Source organism: Lelliottia sp. EB106-05-01-XG201 (assembly GCF_058791735.1).
On record NZ_JBYTDV010000001.1, the window covers coordinates 578,296 to 592,616 of the forward strand.

A 14,321-nucleotide genomic window follows, 5' to 3' on the forward strand; every position below is an offset into this window, starting at 1 on the left:
CCCGTTAATCCGCCGCGTTCGCCAGCATCTGCGCTTTCACGCACAGCTCGGCCGCTTTGAACGCGTGCGCCTGAGTCATCGCGTTTTCGCTGCGATTCAGGCAGTCAAGGATCAGCTCGCCAAAGAACGGGAAGCCGACCTGGCCCGCCACCGGATAGCGGAACTCGCCCTCTTTGTTGACGAGATAGACCACGTCCTGCTTGCCGCGAGTGAGATCGACGTATTTGCGGATCTCGATATAGCCTTCGGTGCCGAGCAGCGTCAGACGCCCGTCGCCCCAGGTGGAAAGCCCGTCGGGCGTGAACCAGTCGCAGCGGAAGTAGCCGCTGGCGCCGTTTTCGCCTTTCAGCATCGCATCGCCGAAATCTTCAAAGTTTGGATACTGCGGATGGCTAAAATTCCGCGCTTGGGCGGCCACCACCGTGGCCTCGCGGTTCCCGGTGTAAAACAGGAACTGCTCAATCTGATGGCTGCCGATATCGCACAGAATGCCGCCGAAATAGCGCCGCTCGTAGAACCACTCCGGGCGGCCTTGCCCTTCGCGATGCGGTCCGGTGCCAAGGGTCTGTACCACGCGGCCAATCGCCCCCTGTTGCACCAGCTGTCCGGCAAAGACCGCGCTCTCGACGTGGAGGCGCTCGCTGTAATAGACCGCGTATTTGCGACCGGTTTTCGCCACCATCGCTTTGGCATCATTCAGTTGATCCAGCGTGGTGAGCGGCGCTTTGTCGGTGAAATAGTCTTTGCCCGCCGCCATCGCTTTCAGCCCTAACGCGCAGCGCTCGGACGGCACCGCCGCCCCGGCGACCAGCTGCACCTCGCGGTCGGCAAGAATCTCTTCCAGCGAGGCGGCGACCTTCACCTGCGGATACTGCTGCACAAATTTGTCCACTTTCGCCGGGTCGGGATCGTAGACCCATTTCAGCGTCGCCCCGGCCTCGATCAGCCCGTTGCACATCCCGTAGATATGGCCGTGATCGAGGGCCGCCGCCGCGAAGACAAATTCGCCGGGCTTAACCACCGGCTGCGGTTTGCCCACGGGCGCGTAATTCATGCCGTCATTTTTGTTCATGGTCAGATCCCCTGGTCCAGATTTTTGCCTAATGGAATGGCACCGACTTCGCTGAAGTTCGCGACGCTGGCAGATTTTTGGTAGAAGCGCGGGGCGAGCACGTTGGTGCCGCCGGTGCGATAGAACGGGTCGTCGCGGGAGATGGGCAGCCGCACCACGCTGCCGGTGATGGACGATTTATAGATGGCGGTGATGAGTTCCAGCGAGCGTTTGCCCTGCACGCCATCCACCAGCGGGGCGGTTTGGCGCTCGACGGCGCACAGCATGTCGTTGATCTGCCCGGTGTGCAGCGTCCACTCCAGTTTGGGCGTCTCCTGAAACACGGCGTTCAGCTGCGCTTCGCGCGCGGTATCGTGGGTGGCCTGCGGGAAACCGTTGTCGGCGCTGACGCTGGCGAACACCTCCCACGGGGCGGAGATCCGCGCTTTCTCGCCCTGAATCACGATCTTCTGATCTTCCCCGTGATGCACCACCGAGGCGGTGAGCTGCGTCAGTGCGCCGCTCGGGTATTTGAAAATGGCGGCGCTCAGATCCTCGACTTCGGCGTTGTCATGGGCGACGTTGGTCATCATCGCCACCACTTCTGAGGGAAAGCCCAGCATCCACTGGATGGCGTCGATGTGATGCACCGCGTGATTGAGGGTGCAGCCACCGCCCTCTTTTTCCCAGGTGCCGCGCCACCAGAGATCGTAATAGCAGTGGCCGCGCCACCAGAACGAGTCCACCTGCGCGTGGCAGACTTTCCCCGCCAGTTCAGAATCCAGCGCCGCCTTCAAGCGCCAGAAGGCGTCGGTAAAGCGGTTCTGGGCGATGATCGACAGAGTTTTCCCGCTGGCCTGCTGCGCGGCAATCATCGCGTCGCACTCCTCCAGCGACGCGGCCATCGGTTTTTCACACAGGACGTGACACCCGGCGTTCAGGGCGTCGATGCTGATGTCTGCATGCACGTAGGGCGGTGTGCAGACGTCGACGATATCCATTTCCGCTTCGGCGGCCAGCATCTGCTGGTGGCTTTCGTAAACGCGGGCGTGCTCCAGACCGTAGCGCGCCTTTTTCTCCTGCGCTTTTTCCGGGTAGATATCCACCAGCGCCACGATGCGGCAGCGCTGCCCGAACGCTAAATAGCTCTGAATATGGTTATGCGAGATGTTCCCTGTTCCCACGATGGCGATTTTTAACATCGTTATTTCTCCGGTTTTACCAGGTGCCAGAGGCATCCAGAGTGCGGCTGGTGGCCTCTTTGTCCACAGAGGTGGTGGTGCGCTGCTGGAGCAGGCGCAGATACTGTTTTTCGTCGAGGGGGAGCGTCACCCAGTCGTCCGTCCAGGTCGAGAGGTGCATGGCGTTGGAGAGCGTCAGGCCGTTGATCCCTTCAAGCCCCGGGGCAATCAGCGGCTCGCCGCGCAGCACGGCGGCGCAGAAGTTGGCGGTAATGACGTGATGGTCGCTGCACTCGGGGGCGACGGGGATCGACACTTCCCAGCACTCCGGCTCGCCAAAGCCGTTTTGCCAGCGGGCGTTGAACTCGGTTTCAGATTCCCGCAGCCGCCAGTAGCGCAGCTTGCCCTCTTCGACGACCACTTTGCCGCGATCGCCCGCGATCTCCAGCCGGTTGGTCCCCGGCGTTTCGGCGACGGTGGTGATAAACACCCCGGTCGCGCCGTTGGCGTATTCCGCGTAGGCGGTGACGTCGTCTTCCACTTCAATCTGGCGATGTTTGCCAAACTGGCAGAAGGCGCGCAGACGCACGGGCATCCCGACCAGCCACTGCCAGAGATCGAGCTGATGCGGGTCCTGATTAAGCAACACGCCGCCGCCTTCACCCTTCCAGGTGGCGCGCCAGCCGCCGGAGTTGTAGTAACTTTGCGAGCGATACCAGTTGGTGATAATCCAGTTGGAGCGGCGGATTTCGCCCAGCTCGCCGCTCTCAATCAGATCTTTCACTTTCTGATACAGCGGGTTAGGGCGCTGGTTGTACATGATGCCGAACACCAGGTCACACTCGCGCGCGCAGGTGTTCATCTCCTGCACCTGGGCGGTGTAGACGCCCGCCGGTTTCTCGCACAGGGTATGAATGCCGTGGCGCATCGCCATGATGGAAAGCCGGGGATGATCGTAGTGGGGCGTGGCGACAATCACCGCGTCGATCAGCCCGCTGGTGAGCATCTCTTCGGCATCGCTAAACAGCGCCACCGGTTCGCCGACGAGTGCCCGGATCGCCCGATGTTTTGCCGGATCGTTATCGCAGACCGCCGTCAGGCAGGCCTCTTTCACCACGCCCGCCAGCAAATAGCGCGTATGAACCGTGCCAATATTGCCGATGCCAATAATGCCAAACCGTACCTTTTCCATGTCACACCTTAATTGGGTTAAAAAGAGTGATGAGGGGAAAATAGGAAAGGCCAACCGCAGCGACAATGTGTTTTTGTGAGAATACTCGCAAGGTGCATAAGTAAAAGCCTACGCTCTGAAAATTTGGTTTTAAAATCAACAGGCTGTTTCTGCAAATATTTGCAAAAACTGAATGCGAGCGAGGTCACACTATGCCGGGCAAGCTAAAAATGGATGAAATCGCGGCGCTGACGGGCTATTCCGTCAGTACCGTCTCCAGGGTGTTAAGCGGCAAATCCTATACCAGCGACAAGGCCCGCGAGGCCATCGTGCGCTCTGCGCGGGAACTCGGCGTGCTGGCGTCCATGGCGAGCGGGCGGCTGTTGATTAATGGCATTGCGGTGTTTGCGCCCGAAAGAACCTTTCAGGGGCGGGGCGATATTTTTTATCTTGAGGTGACGAAAGGCATCGCCGAGGCCAGCGCCCCGCATGATGTCTGGATCAGTTATTGCGGATTAGAAGAGCAGCGCGCGGACGTAAAATTATTTCTCGAAAAAGCCGGGCATAAGAATATTAACGCGATCATTATTATTGGCACCGACGATTCCACCATATTTAAACTCGCCACCACCCTCAATAAACCCTGCGTGTTAATTAATTCTATCGATCGGGAAAATACCCTCGATTCCGTTTCGCCCGACCATCGGGCCATTGGATTTACCGCCATGCGCCATCTGTTTGAACAGGGGCATCGCCGCATTCTGACCATGACCTGCCTGCGTCGGGAGACACTCTACGCCCGCCTCGATGGCATCAAAGAAGCCTATCGCCATTTTCACGTTCCTTTTGATCCGCAGAACGATCTGCTGGTGACCGAGTGGTTTACGGCGGAGGAGGCCGAGCGTGCCCTCGACGACTGGCTTACTGCGCACGACAAATCCCAATGGCCGCAGGTGATTTTCCCCAACAGCACCAGCATGACCGAAGGCGTACTCAGGGCGCTGGAGCGTCGCGGTCTGCGCGTTCCGGAAGATATCTCGATTATCACCACGGATTTCACCTGGAATCTGCAAAATCGTCTGGACGCGCCGGTGACCGGCGTGACGGTGCCGTGCCGCGAGCTGGGCATTGAGGCGGTTCATCTCCTGCAAACGCGGCTGAACCGGCCGCAGGCGTCGGTGTTTAACCTGCTGCTGCAGGGCAAAGTGATGGATTTTGGATCGGTGAGCAATGCGACGCGCCACGCGGCTCGCGTGGCGCTGGATCAGTAATCAGGCCAGCTGTGGCGGCAGGCAAACGCCGATCCCGCCGATGCCGCAGTAACCGTACGGATTTTTGTGCAGATACTGCTGGTGGTCGTCTTCCGCGTAATAGAACGGCGTGGCATTGGCAATTTCGGTGGTGACCTGGCGGTTATCGCCCGCTGTTACCATCGCCTGCTGGAAACGGGCCAGACTGGCGCGCGCGGCGGTGTCCTGCTCCGGCGTCAGCGGGTAAATGGCGGAACGGTATTGCGTGCCGTGATCGTTACCCTGCTGCATGCCCTGGGCCGGGTCGTGGTTTTCCCAGAAAACCTGCAATAATTGTTCGTAGCTGATGACCGCCGGATCGTAGACGACGCGTACGGCTTCCGCATGACCGGTCTCACCCGAGCACACTTCGCGATAGGTTGGGTTAGGCGTGTAACCGCCGGTATAACCCGCCGCCGTGCTGTAGACGCCCGGCAACTGCCAGAAGAGGCGCTCGACGCCCCAGAAGCAGCCCATCGCGAACAGCGCGATCTCCATCCCGTCCGGGACGTTGGTCATCGAATGATCGTTTACGGCGTGTAAAGTGGCGACCGGCATTGGCGTATTACGTCCCGGCAGTGCATCTGCTTGAGAAACAAGATGCTTTTTGTCGAATAAACTCACGGTTGGGCCTCCGGGGCAGCGATGTTTCAGTTAAGGTTGTCATGGAGCGTTTAATTGAACACAATAAATACGCTGAATGAGTCTAGATTTAAACATAAGAAATATTAGGCCTGTCGGCCATTTTTCAACCCACAGATTGGGTTTTGGGCTTTTATGCCGTGAAACGCCGCGGAGCGGCACTTCAATTGCTTCCAGGGGTGGAAACAAGGATATTCAGGAGAGAACGTGCCAAAGATCCGCCAGTTATGTTTGGTCAGTTTATTGCTGACAAGCGGAGTCGCCAGCGCGGCGAATGTCCGTTTGCAGGTTGAGGGGTTATCCGGGACGCTGGAAAAAAACGTGCGTGCACAGCTTTCAACCATTGAGAGTGACGAAGTCACGCCGGACCGGCGCTTTCGCGCGCGCGTGGATGATGCCATCCGCGAAGGGCTAAAAGCGCTGGGCTACTACGAACCCACCATTGATTTCGATTTACGTCCGCCACCGGCCAAGGGCCGTCAGGTGTTGATTGCCCGCGTCTCCAAGGGCGAACCGGTGCTGATCGGCGGCACCAACGTGGTGCTGCGCGGCGGGGCGCGTACTGACCGGGATTATCTGGATCTGCTGGGCACGCGCCCGAAGGTCGGCACCGTGCTGAATCACGGCGACTACGACCACTTCAAAAAAGAGCTCACCAGCGTCGCGCTGCGTAAGGGCTACTTCGACAGCCAGTTCAACAAAAGCCAGCTCGGGATTGCTCTCGACCGCCGCCAGGCGTTCTGGGATATCGATTACGACAGCGGCGAGCGCTACCGCTTTGGGGCTGTCACCTTCGAAGGCTCGCAGATTCGTGAAGAGTACCTGCAAAACCTGATTCCCTTCAAAGAGGGGGATTACTACCAGTCGCGAGATCTGGCCGAGCTGAACCGCCGTCTGTCGGCGACCGGCTGGTTTAACTCCGTCGTCGTGGCGCCAGAATTCGAAAAGTCGCGTAAAACGAAAGTCTTGCCGCTGCATGGCGTGGTTTCCCCGCGCACCGAAAACACCATCGAAACCGGTGTGGGTTACTCAACGGACGTCGGCCCGCGCGTGAAAGCGACGTGGAAAAAGCCGTGGATGAACTCCTACGGCCACAGCCTGACCACTAGCGCCAGTATCTCCGCGCCGGAACAGCAGCTCGATTTCAGCTACAAAATGCCGCTGCTGAAGAACCCGCTGGAGCAGTATTACCTGGTGCAGGGCGGCTTTAAGCGCACCGACTTGAACGATACGGAATCGGACTCTACAACGCTTGCGCTGTCGCGCTTCTGGGACCTCTCCAGCGGCTGGCAGCGGGCGATTAACCTGCGCTGGAGCCTCGACCACTTTACCCAGGCTAACGTCACCAACACCACCATGCTGCTCTATCCGGGCGTGATGATCAGCCGCACCCGTTCGCGCGGTGGCCTGATGCCAACCTGGGGCGACTCCCAGCGCTATTCTATCGATTACTCCAACACCGCCTGGGGCTCGGACGTCGATTTCTCGGTGGTGCAGGCGCAAAACGTCTGGATTCGGACTCTTTACGACAAACACCGCTTTGTGACGCGCGGCAACCTCGGCTGGATCGAAACCGGCGATTTCGAACGCGTGCCGCCGGACCTGCGATTCTTCGCGGGCGGCGACCGCAGTATTCGCGGCTACAAATACAAATCGATCTCCCCGAAAAACGACAAAGGCCAGCTGATGGGGGCCTCCAAACTGGCAACCGGCTCGCTGGAGTACCAGTACAACGTCAGCGGGAAATGGTGGGGCGCGGTGTTCGTCGACGGCGGCGAAGCGGTGAGTGATATCCGCAAAAGTGATTTCAAAACCGGCGCGGGCGTGGGCGTGCGCTGGCAGTCACCGGTCGGGCCGATCAAGCTCGATTTCGCCGTTCCTGTCGGCGACAAAGACGAACACGGTTTACAGTTTTACATCGGTCTGGGGCCTGAATTATGAGTTTATGGAAGAAGATAAGCCTCGGTGTGCTGATTTTTATCGTGCTGCTGCTCGGCACAGTGGCATTCCTGGTGGGCACCACCACCGGTCTGCATCTGCTGTTTAACGCGGCGAACCGCTGGGTGCCTGGGCTTGAGATCGGCCAGGTGACGGGCGGCTGGCGCGATCTGCGCCTTAAGAATATCCGCTACCAGCAGCCGGGCGTGGCGGTGAACGCGGGCGAGTTTCATCTGGCGGTGAAACTCGGCTGTCTGCGTGACAGCAGCCTGTGCGTCAACGATCTGTCGCTAAAAGACGTGAACGTGGCGATTGATTCAAAGAAAATGCCGAAATCCGCGCCGGTGGAGGAAGAGGAGAGCGGTCCGCTGAACCTCTCGACGCCATACCCGATCGCGCTGTACCGCGTGGCGCTCAACAACGTCAACATCAAGATCGACGACACCACCGTCTCGGTGATGGATTTCACCTCCGGCCTGCGCTGGCAGGAGAAAAACCTGACCCTGACGCCAACCTCACTGCAGGGGCTGCTGATTGCCCTGCCGAAAGTGGCGAAAGTGGCGCAGGAAGAGATCGTCGAACCGAAAATTCAGAACCCGCAGCCGGAAGAAAAACCGCTCGGCGAAACCCTGAAAGATCTCTTCTCGAAGCCGGTTCTGCCGGAGATGACCGACGTTCATCTGCCGCTTAACCTCAATATCGAAGAGTTCAAAGGCGAACAGCTGCGCCTGACGGGCGACACAGATTTGACCGTGTTCAACATGCTGTTGAAGGTGAGCAGCATCGACGGCACCATGAAGCTCGACGCGCTGGATATAGATACCAACCAGGGGAGCGTTAACGCGACCGGACAGGCGCTGCTGCGCGACAACTGGCCGGTGGATATCACCCTCAACAGCGCCCTGAATATCGACCCGCTGAAAGGCGAGAAGGTGAAGCTGAAAGTGGGCGGTGCGCTGCGCGAGCAGCTGGAGTTTGGCGTTAATCTCTCCGGCCCGGTGGATATGGTGCTGCGCGGGCAGACTCAGCTTGCGCAGGCCGGTTTGCCGCTGAATCTGGAGCTGGTGAGCGAACAGCTTTACTGGCCGTTTACCGGCGAAAAACAGTTCCAGGCCGATAAGCTCAAGCTCAAGCTGAGCGGTAAAATGACCGATTACACCCTGTCGTTCCGCACCTCGGTGAAGGGCGAAGGGTTGCCGCCTGCGGACATCACTCTGGATGCAAAGGGCAACGAGCAGCAGATTAACCTCGATAAACTCACCGTGGCGGCGCTGGAAGGCAAAACCGAACTGACCGCGCTGCTCGACTGGCAGAAAGCGATCAGCTGGCGCGGCGAGCTGAACCTGAAAGGCATCAACACGGCGAAAGAGGTGCCTGACTGGCCGTCGAAGCTCGACGGAACCATCAAAACGCGCGGCAGTCTGTACGGCGAAAGCTGGCAGATGGAGGTGCCGGAGATCAAACTCACCGGCAACGTGAAGCAGAATAAAGTGAACGTCGAAGGCGCCCTGCGCGGGAACAGCTATCTGCAGTGGATCATCCCGCATCTGCACGTCGCTCTGGGCCGAAACACTGCCGATATCAAAGGCGAGCTGGGCGTGAAGGATCTCAATCTGGATGCCACCATCGACGCGCCGAATCTCGACAACGCCCTGCCGGGCCTCGGCGGTACCGCGAAAGGCCTGGTGAAAGTGCGCGGAACGGTGGACGCACCGCAGCTGCTGGCTGATATCACCGCCAACAATCTGCGCTGGCAGGAGCTGTCCGTTGCGCGCGTGCTGGTGAAAGGCGACGTCAAATCTACCGATCAGATCGCGGGCAACCTGAACCTGCGCGTCGAGCGCATTTCCCAGCCGGACGTGAATATCAGCCTCGTGACGCTGGATGCCAAAGGCAGCGAGAAGCAGCACGATCTCCAGTTGCGGGTGCAGGGCGAGCCGGTCTCCGGTCAGCTGCATCTGACGGGCAGTTTCGATCGCAAAGAGGAGCGCTGGAAAGGGGTTCTGGATAACACCCGCTTCACCACGCCGGTCGGGCCGCTGACGCTCTCCCGCTCCATCGCGCTGGATTACCGCAACGCCGAGCAGAAAATCAGTATCGGGCCACACTGCTGGACCAACCCGAACGCCGAGCTGTGCGTGCCGCAGACCATTGATGCGGGCGCGGAAGGGCGTGCGGTGGTGAATCTCAATCGCTTCGATCTGGCGATGCTCAAGCCGTTTATGCCGGAGACCACCGAGGCCAGCGGCGTTTTCAGCGGGAAAGCCGATGTCTCCTGGGACACCACCAAAGAGGGCCTGCCGCAGGGCAACGTGACCCTCTCCGGGCGTAACGTGAAAGTGACCCAGACGGTGAACGACGCGCCGCTGCCGGTGGCCTTCGAGACCCTGAACCTGACGGCGGATCTGCATAACAACCGCGCGGAACTGGGCTGGCTGATTCGTCTGACCAACAACGGTCAGTTCGACGGCCAGGTGCAGATCACCGATCCGCAGGGGCGACGCAACCTGGGCGGCAACGTCAATATCCGCAATATGAACCTGGCGATGGTCAACCCGATCTTCTCCCGCGGCGAAAAAGCGGCGGGGATGCTCAGCGCCAATCTGCGTCTGGGCGGGAATGCCCAAAGCCCGCAGCTGTTTGGTCAGATGCAGCTCAACGGCGTGGATATCGACGGCAACTTTATGCCGTTTGATATGCAGCCGAGCCAGATTTCAATGAACTTCAACGGCATGAGCTCGACGCTGGCGGGCGTGGTGCGCACCCAGCAGGGGCAGATCAACCTCAGCGGTGACGCGGACTGGAGCCAGATCGACAACTGGCGCGCGCGCGTGGCGGCGAAAGGCAGCCGGGTGCGTATCACCGTGCCGCCGATGGTGCGCCTCGACGTCTCGCCGGATGTGGTGTTCGAAGCCACGCCGAGCCTGTTTACCCTTGATGGTCGCGTCGATGTGCCGTGGGCGCGCATCGTGGTTCACGACGTGCCGGAAAGCGCCGTCGGGGTCTCCAGCGATGAGGTGATGCTTAATAATGATCTGAAGCCAGTTGAGACCAAAAGTGCCGGCATTCCGATTAACAGTAATCTGATAATTCACGTCGGCAATAACGTGCGTCTCGATGCGTTTGGCCTGAAAGCGCGCCTGACGGGCGACCTGAAAGTGGCGCAGGACCAGCAGGGGCTAGGCCTGAACGGGCAGATCAATATTCCGGAAGGTCGCTTCCACGCTTACGGTCAGGATCTGATTGTGCGTAAAGGTGAACTGCTGTTCTCCGGCCCGCCGGACCAGCCGCTGTTGAACATTGAAGCGATTCGTAACCCTGAATCGACGGAAAACGACGTGATCGCCGGGGTGCGCGTCACCGGTTCTGCCGATGAGCCGCGGGCGGAAATCTTCTCCGATCCGGCGATGTCGCAGCAGGAAGCGCTCTCTTATCTGTTGCGCGGACAGGGTCTGGACAGCCAGCAGAGCGATAGTGCGGCGATGACCTCAATGTTAATCGGCCTGGGGGTTGCACAAAGTGGGCAGGTTGTGGGTAAAATCGGCGAGACGTTTGGCGTAAGCAATCTGGCGCTGGACACCCAAGGAGTCGGTGACTCTTCGCAGGTGGTGGTCAGCGGCTATGTACTGCCGGGTCTACAGGTGAAATATGGCGTGGGGATCTTTGACTCACTGGCAACACTCACGCTACGCTATCGGCTGATGCCTAAGCTATATCTGGAAGCGGTGTCTGGCGTAGACCAGGCGCTCGATTTGCTCTATCAGTTTGAGTTTTAGCAATGCGAATATTTGTATACGGCAGTTTACGAACCAGGCAAGGCAACAGTCACTGGATGACGAATGCCCAGTTGCTGGGAAATTACAATATCGAGAACTACCAGTTGTACAGTCTGGGCCACTATCCAGGCGCGGTTCCGGGGAACGGAACGGTACAGGGTGAAGTTTATCGTATTGATAACGCTACACTTGCCGAACTTGATGCCTTGCGCACCAGGGGCGGTGAATATGCACGCCAGTTGATCCAGACTCCGTATGGCAGTGCATGGATGTACGTGTACCAGCGTCCGATCGATGGATTGAAACTGATTGAAAGCGGTAACTGGTTAGACAGAGACCAGTACTGAGATGAACAACGCCATCTTCGGGTGGCGTTGTTTTTTGCGAGATGCTTCGCGTTCTGTTCTGCAATTTCCCCGCACTCCACTTTTTTCTCCGATGCGTTTTCCGAAACACCGAATTGCTGCACTTTTTTGCTGGCACTCACAAAAGCGTGGGCGTAAAACGGTTCTCGCACTTTCATAAGTTATACTTTGTATAACTATGGAGGTAGTCATGCGTATAACCATCAAAAAATGGGGAAACAGTGCAGGTATGGTCATTCCAGGCACAGTGATGAAAGCGCTCGGTTTACAACCGGGTCAGAGTATGGAGGCTCAGGTGATGAATAATCAGTTAGTGCTCACTCCGGTGGCAAAGCGTTACACACTTCAGGAACTGCTGGCGCAGTGCGATACGACAGCACCAGAAATCAGCGAACAGGACATCTGGGGAACATCCGGCCCCGTGGGTGATGAAGTATGGTAACGCGCCCGATCTTTGAGCGTGGAGATATTGTGCTCGTCGGGCTTGATCCCGTAAGAGGCCATGAGCAACAAGGGGAGAGTCGGCCGGCGCTTGTTCTGTCAGTCGGTGATTTTAATCAGTTAGGCATGACGTTAATTGCCCCTGTCACTCAGGGGGGCAACTTCGCTCGTTATGCGGGTTTCAGCGTGCCGCTGAGCTGTAAAGAGGGGGACATTCAGGGCGTGGTTCTGGTTAACCAGATCAGGATGCTGGATCTCAATGCCCGACAGGCTAAACGGCTGGGTGTGGCCGCAGATGAAGTGGTTGAAGATGTGCTGCTGCGTTTGCAAACGCTTATCGACTGAGGCTGACTCTGCCGGGTGGCGCCGGCTTACATGACGGTATCGCAGCTTTAGTAGGCCGGGTAAGCGCAAGCGCCACCCGGCAATAAACGGCGCAGGATTAAAACTCAATCCTCGCCCCAAGATTATACCGGCGCCCTTCGAGCTGCCCGTAATCGCCCCATGAGGTGGTGCGTTTCGGGTCCGCATCGAACAGGTTATAGATCCCCGCCAGCAGCTGCGTATTCTTGTTCAGCTTATAGCGCGCGCCGATATCGACCAGCGTGTAAGCCTCATATTTTGTGCCGCTGTTGCTGTCCCGGTTGCTGCTGCGGTAGTTCGCATTGCTCCACAGATCCAGAGACTGCGTCGCCGCCCAGTTCAGTGACACATTCGCCATGTGACGCGGGTAGTCGTTCAGCGCGTAGCCCTTATCCACACCGGATTTCTGCTCGCTGTGGTTGTACGTGTAGTTCGCGTTGGCTTTCAGATCCTGGGTGACCTGCCAGTCGCCGTTCAGCTCGATACCGTAAACGTCGGCTTTGCTGACGTTAAAGTATTTATCGACGGAATCGGCTTTGTAGCCGTTCACTTCGCACTGGTTGGTGGCGGTGGTTTCGCAGATCGTCTGCTCAGAGATTTTGTCCTTGAACTGGGTGTAGAAGACGGTGCCGTCCAGCGACACAGATTCGCCGGTCCAGTAGAGGCCCGTTTCTGCGTTGACGCTTTTCTCCGGTTTCAGATCGTCGTTACCCACGGTCAGGAACGGATACGGCGGCGTCGACCCGTGCGGGGTGACGAACTGATCCGAGGTGGCGCGCAGCTCCGGTTTTTTATAGCCCGCGGAGATCCCGCCCTTCAGCGCCCAGGCATCGGTAATCGCCCAGTTGCCGTACAGTTTTGGCGTCACGTGCGCGCCGAAATAGCTGTCGTAATCGCCTCGAGCGGAGCTGGTCAGGGTAAAATCGTTGATCGTCCAGGCGTCTTCTGCAAACAGCGCCCAGCCATTACGCGTCACTTTGGTGACGGGCTCGACGCCCGGCAGCGTTTTGCCTGACTCATAGAAATGGTCGTTCAGCTCTTCGCGCGTGAAGTTCGCCCCGACGGTGAGCTTGTGGTTATCCAGAGTGAAGGTGGTTTGCGAGTTGGCAACGTAGTTTTCAGTCTGCACGTACTCAGGCGAGGTGTTGTCCAGCAGATACTTCGAACGCCCTTTCTCGTAATTGATGTAGTTGGTTGTCGCAATGGTGTCCTCCGCGTACCAGCCCGTATGGGTGAGGGTCACGGCGTCGCGATCGAACTTCCACATCCACGGCGTACCGCGTTTTTTGGTGCGATTTTTTTCCTGCTCGCCCACGACCACGTTCAGGTCGAAGAGGTTATTGTCGCTGGCTTTCAGGCCCAGCGTAGCATCGACGGATTTTCGGTTGTGCTTGCCGAAGTAGTTCTGGCGCTCGTCATCGCGGCGATCCAGCCCGTCAGCGGCAATGCTCAGGCCCAGCTTGTCCTGAATCAGCGGCCCCATCGCGAACAGGTTCAGCTGACTGGTGTTGCCCAGATCTTTATGCTCCTGCAGCCAGGTGTTGGCGGCGATAGCGCCCGTCCAGTCGGCCACGCCGTAAGGTTTTTTGGTGATCACGTTGACCACGCCGCCGAGGGCGTCAGAGCCGTACAGGGAAGACATCGGGCCGCGAATCACCTCGATGCGCTCGATAGCTTCCATCGGCGGTAAAAAGCCCGCTTCGGCACCGATGTCCTGGCCGTACGGGCGCGATTCGCTGGTGTTTTGCTTCACGCTGTTGACCATAAACGCCGTGTAGCTCGAGTCCATCCCGCGCATCATGATGCTGCCGTTGGCCATATCGCTGCCGCCGTTAGAGACGGAGACGCCGGGGATATTTTTAATCGCATCGCCGATGGTCTGGTCGGGCTGAATATCCAGCGTTTTGCGATCGACCGTGGAAATCGTGGCGGGCGCTTCTTTTTTCTGTTGTGAAAAGCCGGTGGCGGTGACCACCATCTCATCATCTGCCTGTGCGGGCAAAACCAGCGTGCCGGTTAACGCCACCATGCCTGTGAACATCATTAATTGACGCGTTTTCATAGCCATAAACCCAAAAAGGAAAAATAAAAAACACCCGCGGTC

At 58.4% G+C, this 14,321-nt stretch carries 11 protein-coding genes; 6 read left to right on the top strand and 5 right to left on the bottom strand.

Annotation, left to right across the window (positions count from 1 at the left end):
* Positions 1-4: 4 nt before the first annotated feature.
* The 3 genes from AC3WS9_RS02700 to AC3WS9_RS02710 are packed head-to-tail and all read right to left on the bottom strand — an operon-like array spanning position 5 to position 3,424.
* A complete protein-coding gene (locus AC3WS9_RS02700; protein ID WP_492486564.1) occupies positions 5-1,072 on the bottom strand; it encodes a Gfo/Idh/MocA family protein in 1,068 nt (355 codons plus the stop codon).
* A gap of 2 nt (positions 1,073-1,074) precedes the next feature.
* Positions 1,075-2,253: a Gfo/Idh/MocA family protein gene (locus tag AC3WS9_RS02705; RefSeq protein ID WP_492486566.1), complete on the bottom strand. Its 1,179-nt coding sequence runs from the start codon at positions 2,251-2,253 to the stop codon at positions 1,075-1,077.
* 16 nt (positions 2,254-2,269) lie between these two features.
* Positions 2,270-3,424 carry a Gfo/Idh/MocA family protein gene (locus AC3WS9_RS02710; RefSeq protein WP_492486568.1) on the bottom strand — a complete coding sequence of 385 codons (1,155 nt, stop codon included), beginning with the start codon at positions 3,422-3,424 and terminating at the stop codon, positions 2,270-2,272.
* Positions 3,425-3,615: 191 nt separating this feature from the next.
* Between AC3WS9_RS02710 and AC3WS9_RS02715 the strand changes: the two genes are divergently transcribed.
* On the top strand, positions 3,616-4,674 hold the full coding sequence (locus tag AC3WS9_RS02715) for a LacI family DNA-binding transcriptional regulator (RefSeq protein WP_492486569.1): 1,059 nt from the start codon (positions 3,616-3,618) through the stop codon (positions 4,672-4,674).
* Here the strand turns inward: AC3WS9_RS02715 and msrA are convergent, their stop codons facing one another.
* Positions 4,675-5,316, bottom strand: a complete 642-nt coding sequence (msrA, locus tag AC3WS9_RS02720; protein WP_492486571.1) for a peptide-methionine (S)-S-oxide reductase MsrA — start codon at positions 5,314-5,316, stop codon at positions 4,675-4,677.
* 225 nt (positions 5,317-5,541) lie between these two features.
* On the opposite strand from msrA, the gene tamA reads away from it, so the two are divergent.
* From tamA to AC3WS9_RS02745, 5 genes are all read left to right on the top strand, one after another.
* Positions 5,542-7,275 (top strand): autotransporter assembly complex protein TamA, encoded by a 1,734-nt coding sequence (tamA, locus tag AC3WS9_RS02725; protein WP_282493350.1) that lies wholly within the window; start codon positions 5,542-5,544, stop codon positions 7,273-7,275.
* Positions 7,272-11,048 carry an autotransporter assembly complex protein TamB gene (gene tamB / locus AC3WS9_RS02730; protein WP_492486573.1) on the top strand — a complete coding sequence of 1,259 codons (3,777 nt, stop codon included), beginning with the start codon at positions 7,272-7,274 and terminating at the stop codon, positions 11,046-11,048. The genes tamA and tamB overlap by 4 nt, the downstream gene beginning before the upstream one ends.
* 2 nt (positions 11,049-11,050) lie before the next feature.
* On the top strand, positions 11,051-11,395 hold the full coding sequence (locus tag AC3WS9_RS02735) for a gamma-glutamylcyclotransferase family protein (RefSeq protein WP_492486575.1): 345 nt from the start codon (positions 11,051-11,053) through the stop codon (positions 11,393-11,395).
* A 208-nt stretch (positions 11,396-11,603) separates the two neighbouring features.
* Positions 11,604-11,855, top strand: a complete 252-nt coding sequence (locus AC3WS9_RS02740) for an AbrB/MazE/SpoVT family DNA-binding domain-containing protein (RefSeq protein ID WP_285157654.1) — start codon at positions 11,604-11,606, stop codon at positions 11,853-11,855.
* A complete protein-coding gene (locus AC3WS9_RS02745; protein ID WP_492486577.1) occupies positions 11,849-12,199 on the top strand; it encodes a type II toxin-antitoxin system ChpB family toxin in 351 nt (116 codons plus the stop codon). The genes AC3WS9_RS02740 and AC3WS9_RS02745 overlap by 7 nt, the downstream gene beginning before the upstream one ends.
* Positions 12,200-12,296: 97 nt before the next feature.
* Here AC3WS9_RS02745 and AC3WS9_RS02750 read toward each other — a convergent pair whose 3' ends face one another.
* A complete protein-coding gene (locus tag AC3WS9_RS02750) occupies positions 12,297-14,279 on the bottom strand; it encodes a TonB-dependent receptor domain-containing protein (RefSeq protein WP_285145748.1) in 1,983 nt (660 codons plus the stop codon).
* Positions 14,280-14,321: the final 42 nt, after the last annotated feature.

Bases quoted from the DNA above. Each gene is read 5' to 3' on its own strand.
- AC3WS9_RS02700 (WP_492486564.1), bottom strand. From the start codon at position 1,072: ATGAACAAAAATGACGGCATGAATTACGCGCCCGTGGGCAAACCGCAG.
- AC3WS9_RS02705 (WP_492486566.1), bottom strand. From the start codon at position 2,253: ATGTTAAAAATCGCCATCGTGGGAACAGGGAACATCTCGCATAACCAT.
- AC3WS9_RS02710 (WP_492486568.1), bottom strand. From the start codon at position 3,424: ATGGAAAAGGTACGGTTTGGCATTATTGGCATCGGCAATATTGGCACG.
- AC3WS9_RS02715 (WP_492486569.1), top strand. From the start codon at position 3,616: ATGCCGGGCAAGCTAAAAATGGATGAAATCGCGGCGCTGACGGGCTAT.
- tamB (WP_492486573.1), top strand. From the start codon at position 7,272: ATGAGTTTATGGAAGAAGATAAGCCTCGGTGTGCTGATTTTTATCGTG.
- AC3WS9_RS02735 (WP_492486575.1), top strand. From the start codon at position 11,051: ATGCGAATATTTGTATACGGCAGTTTACGAACCAGGCAAGGCAACAGT.
- AC3WS9_RS02740 (WP_285157654.1), top strand. From the start codon at position 11,604: ATGCGTATAACCATCAAAAAATGGGGAAACAGTGCAGGTATGGTCATT.
- AC3WS9_RS02745 (WP_492486577.1), top strand. From the start codon at position 11,849: ATGGTAACGCGCCCGATCTTTGAGCGTGGAGATATTGTGCTCGTCGGG.
- AC3WS9_RS02750 (WP_285145748.1), bottom strand. From the start codon at position 14,279: ATGAAAACGCGTCAATTAATGATGTTCACAGGCATGGTGGCGTTAACC.